The organism is Enterobacter cloacae complex sp. P1B (assembly GCF_014982345.1).
Classification (GTDB): Bacteria; Pseudomonadota; Gammaproteobacteria; order Enterobacterales; family Enterobacteriaceae; genus Enterobacter; species Enterobacter bugandensis.
Genome location: NZ_JADCLF010000006.1, coordinates 412 through 19,681, shown reverse-complemented (window position 1 = coordinate 19,681; position 19,270 = coordinate 412). Strand labels below are relative to the sequence as shown.

19 protein-coding genes and 1 tRNA gene are annotated in these 19,270 nt (G+C 57.8%); 11 read left to right on the top strand and 9 right to left on the bottom strand.

Features of this window, described 5'->3' with window-relative positions:
* Positions 1-84: 84 nt before the first annotated feature.
* Together norW and norV are read right to left on the bottom strand one after the other, a co-directional pair.
* Complete coding sequence (norW, locus tag INF77_RS04770; RefSeq protein ID WP_193532028.1) at positions 85-1,218, bottom strand: NADH:flavorubredoxin reductase NorW; 1,134 nt, start codon at positions 1,216-1,218, stop codon at positions 85-87.
* Positions 1,215-2,657, bottom strand: a complete 1,443-nt coding sequence (gene norV / locus INF77_RS04765; RefSeq protein WP_041908494.1) for an anaerobic nitric oxide reductase flavorubredoxin — start codon at positions 2,655-2,657, stop codon at positions 1,215-1,217. Before norV ends, norW begins: the two co-directional genes overlap by 4 nt.
* Positions 2,658-2,844: 187 nt before the next feature.
* Here norV and norR point away from each other — a divergent pair, with 187 nt between their 5' ends.
* Positions 2,845-4,359, top strand: a complete 1,515-nt coding sequence (gene norR, locus INF77_RS04760) for a nitric oxide reductase transcriptional regulator NorR (protein WP_193532027.1) — start codon at positions 2,845-2,847, stop codon at positions 4,357-4,359.
* On the opposite strand, the gene gutQ is transcribed toward norR, so the two are convergent.
* The 7 genes from gutQ to srlA all read right to left on the bottom strand — a co-directional run bounded on the left by gutQ (position 4,356) and on the right by srlA (position 9,266).
* Positions 4,356-5,321 (bottom strand): arabinose-5-phosphate isomerase GutQ, encoded by a 966-nt coding sequence (gene gutQ / locus INF77_RS04755; protein ID WP_041908497.1) that lies wholly within the window; start codon positions 5,319-5,321, stop codon positions 4,356-4,358. The two genes, norR and gutQ, sit on opposite strands and share 4 nt — an antisense overlap.
* Entirely contained in the window at positions 5,314-6,087 is a 774-nt protein-coding gene (locus tag INF77_RS04750; protein ID WP_010434430.1) for a DNA-binding transcriptional repressor, read from the bottom strand. The genes gutQ and INF77_RS04750 overlap by 8 nt, the downstream gene beginning before the upstream one ends.
* A gap of 63 nt (positions 6,088-6,150) precedes the next feature.
* A complete protein-coding gene (gene gutM, locus INF77_RS04745) occupies positions 6,151-6,510 on the bottom strand; it encodes a transcriptional regulator GutM (protein WP_063437567.1) in 360 nt (119 codons plus the stop codon).
* Between the two features lie 67 nt (positions 6,511-6,577).
* Positions 6,578-7,357: a sorbitol-6-phosphate dehydrogenase gene (srlD, locus tag INF77_RS04740; RefSeq protein WP_023294411.1), complete on the bottom strand. Its 780-nt coding sequence runs from the start codon at positions 7,355-7,357 to the stop codon at positions 6,578-6,580.
* A 14-nt stretch (positions 7,358-7,371) separates the two neighbouring features.
* Entirely contained in the window at positions 7,372-7,734 is a 363-nt protein-coding gene (gene srlB / locus INF77_RS04735; RefSeq protein WP_041908503.1) for a PTS glucitol/sorbitol transporter subunit IIA, read from the bottom strand.
* Between the two features lie 12 nt (positions 7,735-7,746).
* The gene (locus INF77_RS04730; RefSeq protein WP_045261264.1) at positions 7,747-8,706 is read right to left on the bottom strand and encodes a PTS glucitol/sorbitol transporter subunit IIB; all 960 of its coding nucleotides are present in this window, start codon (positions 8,704-8,706) and stop codon (positions 7,747-7,749) included.
* Positions 8,703-9,266: a PTS glucitol/sorbitol transporter subunit IIC gene (gene srlA / locus INF77_RS04725; protein ID WP_003862164.1), complete on the bottom strand. Its 564-nt coding sequence runs from the start codon at positions 9,264-9,266 to the stop codon at positions 8,703-8,705. The genes INF77_RS04730 and srlA overlap by 4 nt, the downstream gene beginning before the upstream one ends.
* A 253-nt stretch (positions 9,267-9,519) precedes the next feature.
* On the opposite strand from srlA, the gene mltB reads away from it, so the two are divergent.
* The 10 genes from mltB (at position 9,520) to INF77_RS04675 (ending at position 19,246) form a co-directional block, all read left to right on the top strand.
* The gene (gene mltB, locus INF77_RS04720) at positions 9,520-10,620 is read left to right on the top strand and encodes a lytic murein transglycosylase B (RefSeq protein WP_170228335.1); all 1,101 of its coding nucleotides are present in this window, start codon (positions 9,520-9,522) and stop codon (positions 10,618-10,620) included.
* 257 nt (positions 10,621-10,877) lie between these two features.
* Entirely contained in the window at positions 10,878-11,531 is a 654-nt protein-coding gene (locus INF77_RS04715; RefSeq protein WP_193532026.1) for a metal ABC transporter ATP-binding protein, read from the top strand.
* Positions 11,528-12,388, top strand: a complete 861-nt coding sequence (locus tag INF77_RS04710) for a metal ABC transporter permease (RefSeq protein ID WP_041908508.1) — start codon at positions 11,528-11,530, stop codon at positions 12,386-12,388. The genes INF77_RS04715 and INF77_RS04710 overlap by 4 nt, the downstream gene beginning before the upstream one ends.
* Before the next feature lie 14 nt (positions 12,389-12,402).
* On the top strand, positions 12,403-13,281 hold the full coding sequence (locus INF77_RS04705; RefSeq protein WP_028014191.1) for a metal ABC transporter substrate-binding protein: 879 nt from the start codon (positions 12,403-12,405) through the stop codon (positions 13,279-13,281).
* A gap of 129 nt (positions 13,282-13,410) precedes the next feature.
* Positions 13,411-13,908, top strand: coding sequence for a nicotinamide-nucleotide amidase (pncC, locus tag INF77_RS04700; RefSeq protein WP_028014190.1), 498 nt, complete (start codon positions 13,411-13,413; stop codon positions 13,906-13,908).
* Between the two features lie 89 nt (positions 13,909-13,997).
* Positions 13,998-15,056 (top strand): recombinase RecA, encoded by a 1,059-nt coding sequence (gene recA / locus INF77_RS04695; protein ID WP_028014189.1) that lies wholly within the window; start codon positions 13,998-14,000, stop codon positions 15,054-15,056.
* Positions 15,057-15,124: 68 nt separating this feature from the next.
* Entirely contained in the window at positions 15,125-15,625 is a 501-nt protein-coding gene (gene recX / locus INF77_RS04690) for a recombination regulator RecX (protein ID WP_045629917.1), read from the top strand.
* A 131-nt stretch (positions 15,626-15,756) separates the two neighbouring features.
* Entirely contained in the window at positions 15,757-18,384 is a 2,628-nt protein-coding gene (gene alaS, locus INF77_RS04685) for an alanine--tRNA ligase (protein WP_028014187.1), read from the top strand.
* Between the two features lie 241 nt (positions 18,385-18,625).
* Complete coding sequence (gene csrA, locus INF77_RS04680; RefSeq protein ID WP_000906486.1) at positions 18,626-18,811, top strand: carbon storage regulator CsrA; 186 nt, start codon at positions 18,626-18,628, stop codon at positions 18,809-18,811.
* 342 nt (positions 18,812-19,153) lie between these two features.
* A tRNA-Ser gene (locus INF77_RS04675) sits at positions 19,154-19,246 on the top strand.
* The last annotated feature ends 24 nt before the right edge of the window (positions 19,247-19,270 follow it).

The window sequence follows — 19,270 nt, the reverse complement described above, 5'->3', positions numbered from 1 at the left end:
CACCCTGTTTTACCCGGAGGCGCTGCGCTTGCGCGGGTCTGCATGTAGGCCGGGTAAGCGGAGCGCCACCCGGCAATACGAGGGTTAAGCAGGTAGCGATTTCAGCAGGGCGAAGGCCTCCTTCATCCGGTCTTCGCTGACGACAAAGGCGCGCATCTGACCGTCAGCATCGGTGCCGCGCGCCACCATGCCCTGCGGCGAAAGGGCAATCTGCCAGTCCAGATCCTGACGCTGCGTTTCACCTGCAAGATGCAGCGGCAATTCCGGCGTTTTGACCTTTACCAGCATGGCGGGTAATTTCAGCGGCGCGCTGCCGCCGAGCAGGTTTTTTGCCAGATACATGGCGCTTAATTGTATCGGCTGCAGGAAGGGCAGCACCTGGCCGTTAATTTCCGCGCAGTCGCCCAGGGCATAAATATCCGGCCGCGTGGTTTGCAGGTAGCTATTTACCTTCACGCCGCGGTTTATTTCAGCCCCTGCGCGATGCGCCAGCGCGGTTTCCGGGCGCAGGCCCGTCGCGGCAACCACCGCATCCACTTCTACGCTGCGGCTTCGGTCGAGCGTGGCACGGATACCGCCTTCAGTTTTGCTCAGGCTTTGTAGCTGCGATTTCAACATCAGATGCACGCCCATATCAGTCAGACGATGCTGTAAGCGACTGCTTACTTCTGCCGGCATCAGCGCCGACAGAATGCTCGCTGCGTGGTCAACCAGGGTCACGGATTTTCCCGCCCGACAGAAGTCCATCGCCAGCTCGGTGCCGATCAGCCCGCCGCCGACAATCATCACCCGTTGCGCATCGCGTAACAGGGTTTCGCTGCCCTGATACTCCTGCTGGCTGTTGAGGGTAATCATCAGCTCGCGGCCTTCAACCGGCGGCACAAACGCAGATGCCCCGGTCGCCAGCACCAGCCTGTCGTACTGCCAGGTTTTCGCTTTCGCTTTTACCACGTGGGCGTCGGCATCGATATCGGTGACCCAGGTGTACGGAAACAGACGCAGGTTGAACTGCTCCGCAAACTCCCCCGCCGTCTGGCGGGTGAGGTCATCGGCGCGCTGATTCTGGCTAATGACGTGGCTTAAATCAGGCTTGTTGTACTCGTCCATGCTGTCGGCGGCGATCAGTGTCAACGGCACGTTTGCATCCTGTTTGCGGATATTTTTCACCAGCTGGCGGGCAGCAAAGCCCGAGCCGATGATAACGATGCCGTTGCTCATTTTGCCTCCGTTGCCAGTTCATCAAAGACGTCTTTGCCGAGGGAGCATTCCGGGCAGAGGAAGTTGTCTGGCACCTCGCTCCACGGCGTGCCCGGGGCAACATCCTGCAGCGGTTCGCCCAGCTCAGGATCGTAGATCCACTGGCAGACGCTGCACTGCATGCGCGGACCGAGATCGGCGCTGGCTGCCGTAGAACAGGTTTGTGGCTGTTCCGCAGGTTTTGCGGTGACTTCAGGAAGCGGGGCGAGCGCCCACTGACGGGCGATGTCGCGGCCATGCTGGCGGCAGATTTCCAGCGCGTCGATATCCGGACGCCATTTCGCCTTCAGGCTCATGGACATCTCAAAACCCGCATCCTGTAAACGGGTGGAAAGACGGTCTACCGCGCCGCCGCTCCAGCCGTGAGAGCCAAAGGCGCTGGCGCGTTTGTTACGAAAGCGCAGGCCGGTCATCTCTTCCACCAGGCCGGCAATCTTCGGCATCATCACGTTATTCATGGTGGAGGTACCCACCAGCACGCCTTTGGAGCGGAAGACGTTGGTCAATACCTCGTTCTTATCGCTGCGCGCCACGTTGAAGATTTTCACCGCCACGTTCGGGTCAACTTCATTGATACCCTGGGCAATCGCGTCCGCCATCATGCGGGTGTTGTTGGACATGGTGTCGTAGAAGATGGTGATGCGATCTTCCTGGTAATCCGCGGCCCATTTCAGGTACAGCTCGACGATCTGGGTGGGGTTTTCACGCCACACCACGCCGTGGGAGGTCGCAATCATGTCCACCGGCAGGTTGAAGCCGAGGATCTCGGTAATTTTAGGCGTCACCAGACGGCTGAACGGGGTCAGGATATTGGCGTAGTAGCGCTGGCACTGTTCGAACAGCTCGGTCTGATCCACTTCGTCATTGAATAGGCGTTCGTCGCAGTAGTGCTGGCCGAAGGCGTCGTTGCTGAACAGCACCGCGTCGCCGGTCATGTAGGTCATCATGCTGTCCGGCCAGTGCAGCATCGGGGTTTCGACGAAGATCAGCTGCTTGCCGTTGCCGATATCCAGCGTGTCGCCAGTTTTTACGGTGTGGAAGTTCCACTCCGGATGATGGTGGTGGCCGTTAATTGAATCAATGGCGTTGGTGGTGCAGTAGATTGGGGTATCCGGAATGTGGGACATCAGCTCGGTCAGCGCCCCGGCGTGGTCCTCTTCCGCATGGTTGATGATGATGTAGTCGATGTCATTCAGGTCGATTTCACCGCGCAGGTTCTGCACGAACTCACGGCTGAATTTGTGATCGACGGTATCGATCAGGACGTTTTTACCTTCGCGGATGAGATAGCTGTTGTAGCTGCTGCCGCGCAGCGTTTTGTATTCCGTCCCGTGGAAATCGCGCACTTCCCAGTCACGTTGACCCACCCAATGAATGTTATTTTTAACCAGAATAGACATAGCAACCTCAACTTAATACAGCGTTTTTAAATAAGATGGTTTGCTTATATCAAGTTGCGTGCCAACTTTTTAAATTATTAATATTCAATAAGTTGTGATTTAATGCCCCATAATGAGTAGTCATTATGACTATCCTAAAAAGAGTCAATATGACATTATGCATTGTCAAAATGACAGTGAGGCAGGCATGAGTTTTTCCGTAGACGTGCTGGCGAAGATAGCCATAGAACTGCAAACCGGTATCGGCCATCAGGACCGCTTTCAGCGCCTGATCTCCACGCTGCGCCACGTGCTGGATTGCGATGCGTCGGCGCTGCTGCGTTACGAAGGGCGGCAGTTTATTCCGCTGGCTATCGACGGCCTGGCGAAGGACGTACTCGGGCGGCGCTTTACGCTGGAGGGCCACCCGCGTCTGGAAACCATCGCCCGCGCGGGCGACGTGGTGCGTTTCCCGGCAGACAGCGATCTGCCCGATCCGTACGACGGCCTGATTCCGGGGCAGGAGAGCCTGAAGGTGCACGCCTGTATTGGCCTGCCGCTGTTCGCCGGGCAGAATCTGATTGGCGCATTAACCCTCGACGGCATGTCGCCGGACCAGTTCGACACCTTCAGCGACGAAGAACTGCGCCTGATTGCGGCGCTGGCAGCCGGGGCGCTGAACAATGCACTGCTGATAGAGCAGCTGGAGAGCCAGAATATTCTTCCCGGTAGCCCGACGGCGTTTGAGCCGGTGGCGCACACCGAGATGATCGGCCTTTCGCCCGGCATGGCGCAGCTCAAAAAAGAGATTGAGATTGTTGCCGCGTCCGATCTGAACGTGCTGATCTTCGGAGAGACCGGTACCGGTAAGGAGCTGGTGGCGAAGTCCATCCACGAAGCTTCGCCGCGCGCGGTCAACCCGCTGGTGTACCTCAACTGCGCCGCGCTGCCGGAAAGCGTGGCGGAGAGCGAGCTGTTCGGTCACGTCAAAGGGGCGTTTACCGGGGCCATCAGCAACCGCAGCGGCAAGTTTGAAATGGCCGATAACGGCACGCTGTTTCTTGATGAGATTGGCGAGCTTTCCCTTTCACTTCAGGCCAAGCTGCTGCGCGTATTGCAGTACGGCGACATCCAGCGCGTGGGGGATGACCGCAGCCTGCGGGTGGACGTGCGCGTCCTTGCTGCGACCAACCGGGATCTGCGCGAAGCGGTGCTGGCCGGGCAGTTCCGAGCCGACCTGTTCCATCGCCTGAGCGTGTTCCCGCTGTCCGTGCCGCCGCTGCGCGAGCGCGGAGACGACGTGGTGCTGCTGGCGGGTTATTTCTGCGAACAGTGCCGTCTCAAAATGGGGCTGTCCCGCGTGGTGCTTAGCCCGGGGGCGAGAGCGCATCTGCTCAGCTACGGCTGGCCGGGCAATGTGCGCGAACTGGAGCATGCGATTCACCGCGCGGTGGTGCTGGCGAGGGCGACGCGCTCGGGGGATGAAGTGGTGATTCATGCGCGCCATTTTGCGCTGCATGAGGAAAATGCCCCGACCGTGAAGCCTGCTGTGCCTGAGATCGCAATCGAAAACCTGCGCGAAGCGACGGAAGAGTTTCAGCGTCAGATGATTACCCGCGCGCTGGAGCAGAATAACCGCAGCTGGGCGGCGTGCGCGCGGGCGCTGGAGATGGACGTCGCCAACCTGCACCGGCTGGCGAAGCGACTTGGGCTGAAGGGTTAAATAATCCCGGCCTGGTAGAAGTCCTGCAGGTTGATAGCGCCGCACAGCCTGCCGTGCTCGTCCACCACCGGTGCGGCGGTGATTTTGCGCTTCATCAGCACCTCTTTGGCTTCAATGGCACGGCTGTCGGCGTTGAGCGTCAGCCCGCCTTTGGTCATGGCGTCAGACACGTTTGTTTCCAGCCTGCCGCCGCCCACCAGCCAGCGGCGCAGGTCGCCGTCGGTGAACACGCCCTTCACGTTTCCGCCGTCATCGCATACCGCCACCAGCCCCAGACCGGTGCGGCTCAGCTCCAGCATCGCGTCCATCACGCTGGTATCGAGTTTGACCTGCGGAATGGCATCGTCAGTGCGCATCAGATGGTGAACCTTATTGAGCAGTCGCGCGCCGAGCGCACCTGCCGGATGCGAACGGGCAAAATCTTCCTCATTGAATCCGCGCGCCTGCATTACCGCCATCGCCAGCGCGTCGCCCATCATCAGGGTGTTAACGGTGCTGGAGGTCGGGGCGAGGTGCATCGGGCAGGCTTCACGCTCAACGGAAATATCCAGCGTCGCTTTGGCGGCCAGCGCCAGCGGCGAGCGGGGTTTCCCGGTCATCGCCAGCAGGGCGACCGATTTTTCCTGCAGGCGCGGAATAATCAGATCCAGCTCTTTGGCCGAACCGGAGTAGGAGATAAACAGCATCACGTCGCGGCTTTCGATCATCCCGAGATCGCCATGCAGTGCCTCTGCCGGATGCACGAAGAACGCCGGGGTACCGGTGCTGGCGAGCGTCGCGGCAATCTTCTTGCCGATATGGCCGGATTTACCGATACCCGCCACAATCACTTTGCCTTCGCAGTGGATAATGGTGTTGGCGGCGCGGACAAAATCCTCGCCCAGACGTTCCGGCAGGCGGCTGGCTTCCTGCAGCTCCAGCATCAGCGTCTGGCGGCCCGTTTCTAACAGAAAATCACTCATCTCTTTCTCCGGTTACGATCACGTCGATCCCTTTCTCTTCCAGCGCTTTTTTGAACGCCGGATCGATACCCGCGTCGGTAATCAGCTTATCAACGCTTTCGAGGCTACAGACAATATTGGGGCTTTTGCGGCCAAACTTCGACGAGTCGGCCATTAAAATCACTTCCCGCGCGGCGTTACACATGGCTTTGCTGACGCTGAACACCTCGTTAAACGTCGTGACGCCTGCGTTCAGGTCGATGCCGTCGGTGCCCATAAACAGTTTATCGAAGCTAAAGTGGTCGAAAGCGTTCTCCGCCAGCTGGCCGTGAAAGGACGCCGATTTTTTGCGGAAGGTGCCGCCGGGCATCAGGATGGTCTGCTCGCTGTCGAACTCCGACAGCGCGTTGACGATGTGCAGGCTGTTGGTCATCACCGTGATGTTGTTGAAGCGGCTGAGCAGGGGGATCATCTGCAGGACGGTACTGCCTGCGTCGAGGATGATGGAATCGCCGTCCTGGATAAATTTGACGGCGGCTTCGGCAATCAGCGCTTTCTGGTGGGTATTGATCAGCGTTTTGTGATCGATTGGCGGGTCCGCTTCGTCCTTGTTGAGCACCACGCCGCCGTAGGTGCGAATAACGGCGCCAGAGTTTTCGAGCAATACCAGGTCCTTGCGTATTGTCGTGCCGGTGGTGTCAAAGTAGTGGGCCAGATCCTCTACCGAGCATTTTCCCTGCTTTTGTAGATGCTCGAGAATGGCCGCCTGCCGCTGACGTGGTTTCATAGGCGCTTCGTTCCTTAGGTTGCGAAATGATAATTTCGCAAGTCTATAACTTTCACAACGAAATTATCCATGTTTCAGATTGAGCGCTAATGATAGTGCATTCCGACAGAGTGGATCATGGGGAAAGATCACATCAGGCTGCAATTCCTGTAACAAGAGGCCGTTGATTGCCTGGATTTTGGCCGGACGGGCAAATACCGTCACGCCACGCATGAGGAGGGAATCGCACACCCGGTCGTGCTCGTCAAGCGCTACGGCGACGACCACGCGCGGTTTAAAGCGTCCGCCGGAACGCCCGACGCCGACGCGGCCCTTCTGACACAGCGCATCAAACGCGCGGTTAAACTGGTGGATCTGCCAGCCGCCAAACGCCATCTGGCACAGCCAGGCGAGGGCAGCGACGGTGATGAGTGCGGTTACCATATCGACTCCTTGTTTTGTTCCCTCTCCCGGTGGGAGAGGGTTAGGGTGAGGGCATCAGGCCGCTCGATCAGAACATCACCTGCCCACCGGTCACGTTAATCGACTGCCCGGTGCAGTACGACGCTTTCGGACTGGCGTAAAACAGCAGCATGTTCAGCACGTCCTGATAGTCACACCCGCGCTTCAGCGGCACTTTATCGATGTAGTACTGCTCCACTTCCTCAGCCTTGATGCCGAGCTTGGTGGCGTACTGCGGCAGCAGGGACTGGAACATCGGCGATTTCAGCAGGTTGCCCAGCATCAGCGAGTGCACGGTAATCCCGTATTCGGCCAGATCCAACGCCAGGGACTGCGTCAGCCCCACGCCGCCAAACTTCGCCGCGCTGTACCCGGAGTTGTGCTTGCTGCCCACTTTCCCGGATTTTGAGTTGATCTGAATGATGCGCCCCTGAATCCCGTCGCGGATCATCAGGCGGGAAAACTCGCGGGCGCAAAGGAAATAGCCCACCAGATTCACCTGCAGCGAACGGTCAAAATCCCCCAGTTCGAAATCGCTGATAAACGCCGCTTTCGCAATCCCCGCGCTGTAGACCAGCAGATCGGTGCGCCCAAAAATCTCGTCCACGCCGCGGGCCAGCGCCATCACGCTCTGCTCGCTGGTGGCGTCAGCACCAAACCCGTACGCCATCCCTTCGCCAAACTCGGTGTTAATGGTGTCCGCCACGCGGGCGGCTTTTTCACTCTGAATGTCCACTACCGCCACGCGGTAACCTTCTGCGGCAAGCCCACGGCAGAGGAACTCGCCTAAGGTTTGTCCCCCACCAATGACAACGGCAACCTGACTCATGTGATTCTCCTTAATTACGCAACAAATTTTAACGTGCAGCCTGGGGTGACAGACTGCGGAACCGGGCCATCCACGTGAACCGTACCGGGGTATTCCGCCTGCGGCTGGCCGTCGAAGCGCAGGGTGATGTGGCCGAGCTCGCGCAGGTTTTGCTCGGCCACGTCGCCGACGGCGGTGACGGCATAGCGCGCCTCGCCCAGCTCCAGCTGGCTTCCGGCCTTCAGCTCGCCGTTCAGTTCGCCGTGGCAGTGGATAAAGCAAAACTCTTCGATATCCGCCGGAGCGCCTTCGCGGAAGGTGATCAGCATTTGGTCGCTCAGCGCGTCCGCTGCGCTCTGGCCGATGCGGGTAATGGTGGTCTGGTAAATGACGTTCATTGCAGGAACCTCTTATTGATAGATAAAGCCGGAGACAAACCAGGCAATCAGCACCGTCGGCGCGCCCGTCAGGAAGCGGCTCACCAGCACGGACGGCACGCCCACGCGCACGGTGTCCTGGCGCGCTTCGGCCAGCGACAGACCCACGGGGATGAAGTCGCACGCCGCCTGGGCGTTAATGGCAAACAGGGCGGGCAGGGCGAGGTGCGGGGGAATGTTGCCCAGACCAATCTGCACGCCAATCAGCACGCCGATGACCTGAGCAATCACCGCGCCCGGGCCGAGGAACGGCGACAGCAGCGGGAAGGAGCAGATCAGCGCCAGCGTCACCAGCCCGAGCGGGTGGCTGGCGAGCGGGGCGAGGCCGTGGGCAATCCAGTCGCCCAGGCCGGACGCCATGATGATGCCGATCAGCGCCGAGACGAACGCCATAAACGGCAGAATCGTTTTCAGCACCGTATCGATAGTGTCGCGCCCGGACTGGAACAGCACCGCCACGGCGGAGCCCATCCCCATCCCGACCTTTGCCAGCAGGCCGTCGCTCTGCTCGGTGATCTTCTTGCTGGTGTCGTACTCGCGCGGGGCTGCTTTTTGCGGCGCGGCAGTGCCATTCACCAGAGTGATGTTGTCCTCCTTCACGCCCGAGACATAAATGTCCTCCAGGATGTACTGCGCCAGCGGACCGGATTTCCCGGTGGAGTGAATATTCACCGTCGGAATGCGGCGCTTCGGATAGATGCCGCAGCGCAGCGTGCCGCCGCAGTCAATCACCGCCACGCCGATGTCCGCTTCCGGCGGCTCGCCCTCTTTAAAGCCGTCAACCGCTTCCCAGCCGGTCAGCTCGCGCAGCTTGTCGACAATCGCCGGGCGCGTGCCCGCGGTGATGTAGACGATCTTTTTGCCTTCGGTGGCGTCGAACTCCAGCGGGCCGCCCCAGCCGCCCGTGCCTTTCTCAATGCGGATCCGGTTCATGCTGTCGCTCCTGAAAGATGGACCTTCTGTTCAAGCTGGATGCCCATTTTTTTCTCGAAAATAGCGGTGGTGAGGTCAGTCACCCAGCCGCGGAAGAAGTTGGTCACCAGGCCAACCAGCAGGTAGCTCACCGCCAGCGGGCCGAGCGGTAGGCCAAGCGTGGTAAGGCCGCTGGCGATCCCGAGGTAGACAAACAGCTCTCCGGGGTTGATGTGCGGGAACAGGCCGTTCATCGAGTGGCAGCTGTAGGAGGCGGCGGCGTAGTAGCTCGGCTTGTACTTTTCCGGCATAAAGCGGCCGAGGCTTAAGGTCATCGGGTTACAGAAAACAAAGGTGCCGATGAATGGCAATATCAGGTAGCGGGACAGCGGGTTACCGGCGCAGCGCTGGGCAAAGCGTTCGATGCGCTGCTGGCCGATAAAGTTGATCAGCGCGTTCATGATCACCAGCAGGCTGATCAGCAGGGGCAGGATCCCGGTCACCATGCCGGTGAACACTTCTCCGCCTTTCTGAAACAGCCCGATGAACCACTCGGCGCCGTGGGTGATGGTCTCTATCATTCTTCTCTCCTGTGGGGCTTTTTTGTTTTTGTATAACTGCGGCTAATAATAATCACTTTGAAAGGTTTTAAAGTGTTAGTTAGATCTCACAATGAAAGAAAAATGTATTATTTTGAAAGTTAATTGATGAGGTGAATGATTTTCGGTGGAAAAAAGCGCGGATTTGCGTTGTGGAGGCGCGTACCGCTTCCTTGAGGTGTTGCGGATGCTTTACCATACTGGGTTCTTGTCGAACCCGTTAAATGGATGTCTCATGTTCAAGCGTCGTTATGCAGCGCTGTTGCCTGCGCTTATCCTGCTGTCTGCCTGTAGCAGCAAACCTAAGACCGAAGCCGTTCAGCAAACGGCGGGCGCACCTTCCGGGGGATTCCTGCTGGAGCCGCAGCACAATATGATGCAGATGGGAGGCGACTTCGCGAATAACCCGGCGGCCGAGCAGTTCATCGATAAAATGGTGAGCAAACACGGTTTCGACCGCCAGCAGCTGCATGAAATTTTGTCTCAGGCGAAGCGTCTGGACTACGTTCTGCGCCTGATGGACAGGCAGGCACCATCCGCCCAGGTGCCGAGCGGGCCGAACGGCGCATGGCTGCGCTACCGCAAACAGTTTATTACCCCGGACAACGTGCAAAACGGCGTGGTGTTCTGGAACCAGTATGAAGATGCGCTCAACCGCGCGTGGCAGGTTTACGGCGTGCCGCCGGAAATCATCGTCGGGATTATCGGTGTAGAGACCCGCTGGGGGCGCGTGATGGGCAAAACCCGCATCCTCGACGCACTGGCGACGCTCTCCTTTAACTACCCGCGCCGCGCGGAGTATTTCTCTTCCGAGCTGGAAACCTTCCTGCTGATGGCGCGCAACGAGCAGGACGATCCGCTCGATCTGAAAGGGTCATTTGCCGGCGCGATGGGCTACGGCCAGTTTATGCCGTCCTCCTATAAGCAGTATGCCGTCGACTTTAACGGGGATGGTCACATTAACCTGTGGGATCCGGTGGATGCCATCGGCAGCGTGGCGAACTACTTCAAAGCGCACGGCTGGACGCCGGGCGGCCAGGTTGCCGTGCAGGCGAACGGCGAAGCGTTTGGTCTGGAAAACGGCTTTAAAACCAAATACAGCGTTGCGCAGCTGACGGCGGCAGGCTTAACGCCAACCCAGCCGCTGGGCAACGTTGACCAGGTGAGCCTGCTGCGTCTGGACGTGGGAACCGGCTACCAGTACTGGTACGGCATGCCGAACTTCTACACCATCACCCGCTACAACCATAGCACCCACTATGCGATGGCGGTGTGGCAACTGGGGCTGGCGGTATCGCAGGCTCGCGTCCCGGCGGCGTCGCCGTTTAGTCAGTAACTCGCCTTATTCCGCCCTCTCCCTGTGGGAGAGGGCACCCGCGCGCACCTCTTTCCCGCAGAAACATTTCGCCACACTCCCATTTCATTCCCGCCGTTTACATCTTCATCGTCTTTCATTATTGTTATGTTATAACATTATTTTTGAGTTGAAATATCCATGTCCCTGTTTTCTCTCTCATCCCCGGTTCGGCTGCTGCTGGCGATGGTGCTCATTCTGTTTCTCGGGCTGGCCGTGCGCTGGGCGGTGGCGCTGCCATGATCGTGATGAACGCACTGGTTGCGGGCTACGACCGCCAGCCCGTCACGCGTCCGCTTTCGGGCGTGATTGAACGCGGCAGCATGACCGCGATTATCGGCGCCAACGGCTGCGGCAAATCCACGCTGCTGAAAACCCTCGCCGGATTTATTCCGCCCGTCAGCGGCAGATTTCACTGGCAGGGTAGACGACCGGTAATCGGCTGGCTGGCGCAGCGTCACGCGCTGGAAGCGCAGTTTCCGCTGACCGTGCAGGACGTGGTGAGCATGGGCTGCTGGCCCGGAATTTCGCTTTTCGCCGGTTTTCGTCGCGAAGCGCGTCTGCGCATTAGTGGTGCACTTGAGCGCGTGGGGCTGGAGTCGATGGCGCTCTCCACCATTGATGAACTCTCCGGCGGCCAGTTTCAGCGCATGCTTTTTGCCCGCGTGTTAGTACAGCAGGCGCCGCTGGTGATGCTCGACGAGCCCTTCACCGGCGTTGATGAAGCGACCTGCAACGTGCTGATGGATCTGATGCTGGAGATGTATATGCAGGGGCAAACGCTGCTCGCGGTACTGCACGACAGCGAGTGCGTGGCGCGCCACTTCCCGCAGACGCTGCGGCTGGATGCTGACGCCCCCCAGTGGAAAACCGAACGGGTGAGGGTGGCATGATCTGGCACACATTCTTCCAGCCGTTTATCGAATTCGGTTTTATGCGCCGCGCGCTGGTGGTTTGCCTGGCGCTCTCTGTCAGCACCACCGCGCTCGGCGTGTTTCTTCAGCTGCGCCGGATGAGCCTGATGGGCGATGCGCTTTCTCACGCCATTTTGCCCGGCGTCGCCGTGGGATATTTGCTCAGCGGGATGTCGCTGTTGGCTATGACCGTCGGCGGGTTTATCGCCGGGATTGCCGTTGCGCTGGTGGCCGGGCTGGTCAGCCGCCGCACGCCGCTGAAAGAGGATGCCAGCTTTGCCGGTTTTTACCTGGGGTCACTGGCACTGGGCGTCACACTGGTATCTCTGCGCGGCTCGAATGTCGATCTGCTGCATCTGCTGTTTGGCTCAATCCTCGCGGTGGACAACGACGCCGCGCTGTTTGTGACCGGCGTGTGCATCTTCACCCTTATCATGCTGGCTCTTTTTTACCGCGGGCTGGTGACGGAGGCGTTTGACACCGCCTGGCTGCAGGTGAATGCCCGCTGGCTACCCGGGCTGTTGCACGGCCTGTTTCTGGCGCTGCTAGTGCTTAACCTGGTGGCCGGTTTTCAGGTGCTCGGCACGCTGATGGCCGTCGGGCTGATGATGCTCCCGGCGGTGGCGGCGCGCTGTTGGGTCCGCACCTTACCCGGATTACTCCTGATGGCTGGTATCAGCGGTATTTTCTGCGCGTGGCTGGGGCTAAGCCTCTCCTGGGCGGCAAGTTTACCCGCGGGGCCATCTATTGTGCTGACCGCCAGCGCGCTGTTCTTTATTTCCGTTTTATTTGGCACGCGCAGCAGGCTGGCTGGCAGCCTGCGGGCGCTTTATTAACGCAAGGGGAAACGATGAAAAGTACAGGATTAATCATGGCGCTAGCGCTGGGGATGATGTCGCATAGCGTGATGGCGAAAACGCTGAATGTGGTCACCAGCTTTTCGATACTTGGGGATATCGCGCAGGAGGTGGGGGGCGATCGTGTAAACGTGACGACGCTGGTGGGGCCGGACGGCGATCCGCATACCTTCGAACCGTCGCCTAAGGACAGCGCGGCGCTGAGCAAGGCTGACGTGGTCGTGGTCAACGGTTTGGGGCTGGAAGGCTGGCTCGACCGCCTGGTGAAAGCCTCCGGGTTCAAAGGCCAGCTGGTCGTCGCCTCAAACGGGGTGAAAACCCACACGCTTGAGGAAGATGGAAAGACCGTGACCGATCCGCACGCCTGGAACAGCGCGGCGAACGGTGCGCTGTATGCGCAAAATATTCTGAACGGGCTGGTGAAAGCCGATCCGGAAGACAAAGCGGCGCTGGAGGCTTCAGGAAAACCATACATTGCGCAACTGACCCAACTGGACAGTTGGGCCAAAACGCGCTTTAGCCAGATCCCGCAGGAAAAGCGCAAAGTGCTGACCAGCCATGACGCGTTTGGTTATTTTGGCCGCGCTTACGGCGTAACCTTCATGGCACCTCAAGGACTCTCTTCAGAGAGCGAGGCCAGCGCGTCGCAGGTGGCGGAGATTATCAAGCAGATTAAAGCCGACGGCGTGAAAACGTGGTTTATGGAAAACCAGCTCGACCCGCGTCTGGTGAAGCAGATTGCGTCGGCGACGGGCGCACAGCCGGGCGGCGAACTTTACCCGGAAGCCCTGTCGGCAAAAGGTGGGGCAGCAGACACCTACGTTAAGGCGTTTCGCCATAATGTCGATACGCTTGCGAACAGCATGAAATAATATTTCTACAGCCGGTGCGCCCGCACCGGCTTTTTTCTGAAGCCCCCTCGTAAAACCTGAAGCGCATCCCCATATCTGACGAGAAAGTGCTATCTTGTGCTGCACGTTTTTCTCAAGCCTGGAGCAAGAATGACTGACCATGAATTGATGCAGCTTAGCGAGATCGTTGGCCTTGCCCTGAAGCAGCGTGGCGCGACTATTACCACCGCGGAATCCTGCACCGGCGGCTGGGTGGCGAAAGCGATTACCGATATCGCCGGCAGTTCCGCCTGGTTTGAACGTGGCTTTGTGACCTACAGTAACGAAGCTAAGGCGCAGATGATTGGCGTGCGCGAAGCCACGCTGGAACAGCATGGCGCGGTCAGCGAACCGGTTGTCATTGAAATGGCCATTGGCGCGCTGAAAGAGGCGCGGGCAGATTACGCTATTTCCATCAGCGGCATCGCGGGGCCGGACGGCGGCAGCGACGTGAAGCCTGTCGGCACCGTCTGGTTCGGGTTTGCCACGTCCAAAGGGGAAGGGATCACCCGCCGGGAGTGCTTCAGCGGCGATCGCGAAAGCGTGCGTCGTCAGGCTACCGTTTATGCGTTAAAAACGCTCTGGCAACAATTTCTACAAAATACTTGATACTGTATGACTATACAGTATAATTGCACCAACAGAACAGAAGTCCATGGTGAAGCGCAGTTGCTTCTCCCGGCATGACAGGAGTAATAATGGCTATCGACGAAAACAAACAGAAAGCGTTGGCGGCAGCACTGGGCCAGATCGAAAAGCAATTCGGTAAAGGCTCCATCATGCGCCTGGGTGAAGACCGTTCCATGGATGTGGAAACTATCTCCACCGGTTCGCTTTCTCTGGATATCGCACTGGGCGCGGGCGGTTTGCCGATGGGGCGTATCGTAGAAATCTACGGTCCGGAATCCTCAGGTAAAACGACGCTGACCCTGCAGGTTGTTGCAGCGGCGCAGCGCGAAGGTAAAACCTGTGCGTTTATCGATGCCGAGCACGCGCTGGACCCAGTCTATGCCCGTAAGCTGGGCGTTGATATCGACAACCTGCTGTGTTCCCAGCCGGACACCGGCGAGCAGGCGCTGGAAATTTGTGACGCGCTGGCACGCTCCGGTGCGGTTGACGTGATCATCGTCGACTCCGTTGCGGCGCTGACGCCAAAAGCGGAAATCGAAGGTGAAATCGGTGACTCTCACATGGGCCTCGCGGCACGTATGATGAGCCAGGCGATGCGTAAGCTGGCCGGTAACCTGAAGCAGTCCAATACGCTGCTGATCTTCATCAACCAGATCCGTATGAAAATTGGTGTGATGTTCGGTAACCCGGAAACCACCACCGGTGGTAACGCCCTGAAATTCTACGCCTCTGTCCGTCTGGATATCCGCCGTATCGGCGCGGTGAAAGAGGGCGAGAACGTGGTGGGTAGCGAAACCCGCGTGAAGGTTGTGAAGAACAAAATCGCAGCACCGTTCAAACAGGCTGAATTCCAGATCCTCTACGGCGAAGGTATCAACTTCCTCGGCGAACTGGTTGACCTGGGCGTGAAAGAGAAGCTGATTGAAAAAGCGGGCGCCTGGTACAGCTACAACGGTGACAAGATTGGTCAGGGTAAAGCGAATGCTATCTCCTGGCTGAAAGAGAACCCGGCTGCGGCGAAAGAGATTGAGAAGAAGGTGCGTGAGCTTCTGCTGAACAACCAGGACTCCAAGCCTGATTTCGTGGTGGATGCCGCGGATGCTGAAGAAACCAACGAAGACTTTTAAGTCTCTCGTGTAAAGATGAAGGGCTGCTGACGCGGCCCTTTTTGCATTTCTGATTCTGCAGGTTTTTTATGAGTGAACCGACATCACGCCGACCCGCCTACGCGCGCTTGCTGGATCGTGCGGTACGCATTCTCGCCGTGCGCGACCATAGTGAACAGGAGCTGCGGCGGAAGCTGTCAGCGCCCGTCATGAGCAAAAACGGGCCGGAAGAGATTGATGCCACTGCGGAAGACTACGACCGCGTGGTGGCCTGGTGCTATGAGCATCATTACCTGGACGATGACCGGTTTGCCTCGCGTTTTCTCGCCAGCCGTGGTCGCAAAGGGTATGGGCCCGCGCGCATCCGCCAGGAGCTAAGCCAGAAAGGGGTGGCCAGGGAGTCCATCGAAAAAGCGATGCGCGAAAGCGACACGGACTGGTGCGAACTGGCAAAAGAGCAGGCGATTCGTAAGTACGGCGAACCGCTGCCGCGTGAATTTTCAGAAAAAGTCAAAATCCAGCGCTTTTTGCTCTACCGCGGCTTTCTGATGGAAGATATTCAGGATATCTGGCGTAATTTTGCCGATTGAACGCATGCGGGATTTTACTTCCCACTAAAGAAAACTTATCTTATTCCCACTTTTTCCAGTAGCTGGTCCGTCCAACGGTTTACCGATACAGGCTGGCTACGACATTTCGTTAGCTTGATTTCAGGATAATTATGAGCAAGAGCACCGCTGAGATCCGTCAGGCGTTTCTCGATTTTTTCCATAGTAAGGGACACCAGGTTGTTGCCAGCAGCTCCCTGGTACCGAACAACGATCCGACTCTGCTGTTTACCAACGCCGGGATGAACCAGTTCAAGGATGTGTTCCTTGGTCTCGACAAGCGTAATTATTCCCGCGCCACAACCTCACAGCGTTGCGTGCGTGCGGGCGGTAAACACAACGACCTGGAAAACGTCGGTTACACCGCGCGCCACCACACCTTCTTCGAAATGCTGGGTAACTTCAGCTTCGGCGACTACTTCAAACATGATGCCATTCAATACGCATGGGAGCTGCTGACCGGTGAAAACTGGTTCAACCTGCCGAAAGAGCGTCTGTGGGTGACCGTCTACGAAACCGATGACGAAGCGTTCGAAATCTGGGAAAAAGAAGTGGGTATCCCGCGCGAGCGTATTATTCGCATCGGTGATAACAAAGGCGCGCCATATGCGTCTGATAACTTCTGGCAGATGGGCGACACCGGTCCTTGCGGTCCGTGCACCGAGATCTTCTACGATCACGGCGACCATATCTGGGGCGGCCCTCCAGGCAGCCCGGAAGAAGACGGCGATCGCTATATTGAGATCTGGAACATCGTCTTCATGCAGTTCAACCGCCAGGCTGACGGCACCATGGAGCCGCTGCCGAAGCCGTCCGTTGATACCGGTATGGGCCTGGAGCGTATCGCCGCGGTTCTGCAGCACGTTAACTCCAACTACGAGATTGACCTGTTCAGCACTCTGATCAAAGCCGTTGCGAACGTTACCGGCGCGACCGATCTGAACAACAAATCGCTGCGCGTTATCGCAGACCATATTCGTTCCTGTGCGTTCCTGATTGCCGACGGCGTTATTCCGTCGAATGAAAACCGTGGCTACGTGCTGCGTCGCATCATTCGCCGTGCGATCCGTCACGGCAACATGCTGGGCGCGAAGGACACCTTCTTCTATAAACTCGTTGGGCCACTGATTGGCGTGATGGGGTCAGCCGGCGACGAGCTGAAACGCCAGCAGGCGCAGGTTGAGCAGGTTCTGAAAACCGAAGAAGAGCAGTTCGCTCGTACGCTGGAGCGCGGTCTGGCGCTGCTGGACGAAGAACTGGCGAAGCTTAAGGGCGACACGCTGGATGGCGAAACCGCTTTCCGCCTGTACGACACCTACGGCTTCCCGGTTGACCTGACGGCGGACGTTTGCCGCGAGCGCAACATCAAAGTTGATGAAGCAGGCTTTGAAGCCGCGATGGAAGAGCAGCGTCGTCGTGCGCGTGAGTCCAGCGGTTTCGGTGCAGACTACAACGCGATGATCCGCGTTGATAGCGCGTCTGAATTCAAAGGTTATGAAGCGCTGGAACTGACCGGCAAAGTGACCGCCCTGTTTGTTGACGGTAAAGCCGTAGACAGCATCAGCGCGGGTCAGGAAGCCGTTGTCATTCTGGACAAAACGCCGTTCTATGCGGAATCCGGCGGCCAGGTTGGCGATAAAGGCGAACTGAAAGGCAACGGTTTTAGCTTCAGCGTCAGCGACACCCAGAAATACGGTCAGGCGATCGGTCACCAGGGCAAACTGGTATCCGGTTCTCTGAAAGTGGGCGAGGGCGTACAGGCTAACGTTGATGAAGCACGCCGTGCGCGCATTCGTCTGAACCACTCTGCAACCCACCTGATGCACGCAGCCCTGCGCGACGTGCTGGGTACCCACGTTGCACAGAAAGGTTCTCTGGTAAACGATAAAGTGCTGCGCTTCGACTTCTCGCATTTTGAAGCGATGAAGCCGTCTGAAATTCGCGCGGTGGAAGACCTGGTGAACGCGCAGATCCGTCGTAACCTGCCAATTGAGACCCACATCATGGATCTTGAGGACGCGAAGAAAAAAGGTGCGATGGCGCTGTTTGGCGAGAAATATGACGAGCGCGTTCGCGTGTTGAGCATGGGCGACTTCTCTACCGAACTGTGCGGCGGTACTCACGCCTCGCGCACCGGTGACATCGGCCTGTTCCGCATTGTTTCCGAATCCGGTACGGCTGCAGGTGTGCGTCGTATTGAAGCGGTGACCGGTGAAGGCGCAATCGCCAGCCTGCATGCGCAGAGCGATCAGCTGCACGACATCGCGCAGCTGCTGAAAGGCGATAGCCAGAATCTGGGCGAGAAAGTGCGCGTTGCGCTGGATCGTACTCGTCAGCTGGAAAAAGAGCTGCAGCAGCTGAAAGAGCAGGCTGCGGCGCAGGAGAGTGCAAACCTCTCCAGCAAGGCTGTAGACATTAAGGGCGTCAAACTGCTGGTCAGCGATCTGGCGGGCGTTGAGCCTAAGATGCTGCGTACTATGGTCGACGATCTCAAGAACCAGCTTGGTTCTACCGTTATCGTGCTGGCGACAGTGGCAGAAGGTAAGGTTTCTCTGATTGCGGGCGTCTCTAAGGATGTGACCGACCGCGTTAAAGCAGGGGAACTGATTGGTATGGTCGCTCAGCAGGTGGGCGGCAAGGGTGGCGGTCGTCCGGACATGGCGCAAGCCGGTGGTACGGATGCGGCGGCACTTCCTGCGGCATTAGCCAGCGTTGAAAGCTGGGTAAGCGCGAAACTGTAATAACTACAAAGCACAAGCAGACGCCATAGCGGCAACGTTATGGCGTCTTGTTCACTGTGCTATCGATAACGATAAAGTCAGGTTGAGTTTGTGTATATCGGCTAAACTTACGTTTAACAGAATGTGATGCCGTGACTGCTTACACTTTACGTGTTTGTCATCGCTTACTTTTTGGCGTTATATGATGGATAATGCCGGGATACAAGAGACCCGACTCTTTTAATCTTTCAAGGAGCAAAGAATGCTGATTCTGACTCGTCGAGTTGGTGAGACCCTCATGATTGGGGATGAGGTCACCGTGACAGTTTTAGGGGTAAAGGGTAACCAGGTACGTATTGGTGTTAACGCTCCTAAAGAAGTATCTGTCCACCGTGAAGAGATCTACCAGCGTATCCAGGCTGAAAAATCCCAGCAGTCCAGTTACTGATATTGTCGCGTCTCGCTGTCGGGCGAGACGCAACCCTCCCGCTATTTTTCCTGCTCAAAGTTACCGTTTAATTTCAATCGCTCTCTTTTTAACCACTCCGTTACCCTTAACTCGTCTCAATACCGCCATTTCGGCAGATGTTTTCTGTGGCGTTGCCTGCAAAATCCGCTTATAAAACACCCTCTTTGCGGCTTTTACATGCGAATTGCGTGTGATTTGTGCAAACGATAAAAGCTTTTGGAAAATTGTTTGACTTATAAGTCCCAGAAAGTAATATATGCGCCACGCAGCGACGAGAAGCTCTTAACGAGTCACTCGAAGCACTCGAAAGAGGCGTTGTGTGGTGAGGTGGCCGAGAGGCTGAAGGCGCTCCCCTGCTAAGGGAGTATGCGGTCAAAAGCTGCATCCGGGGTTCGAATCCCCGCCTCACCGCCATTTTGCATCCGTAGCTCAGCTGGA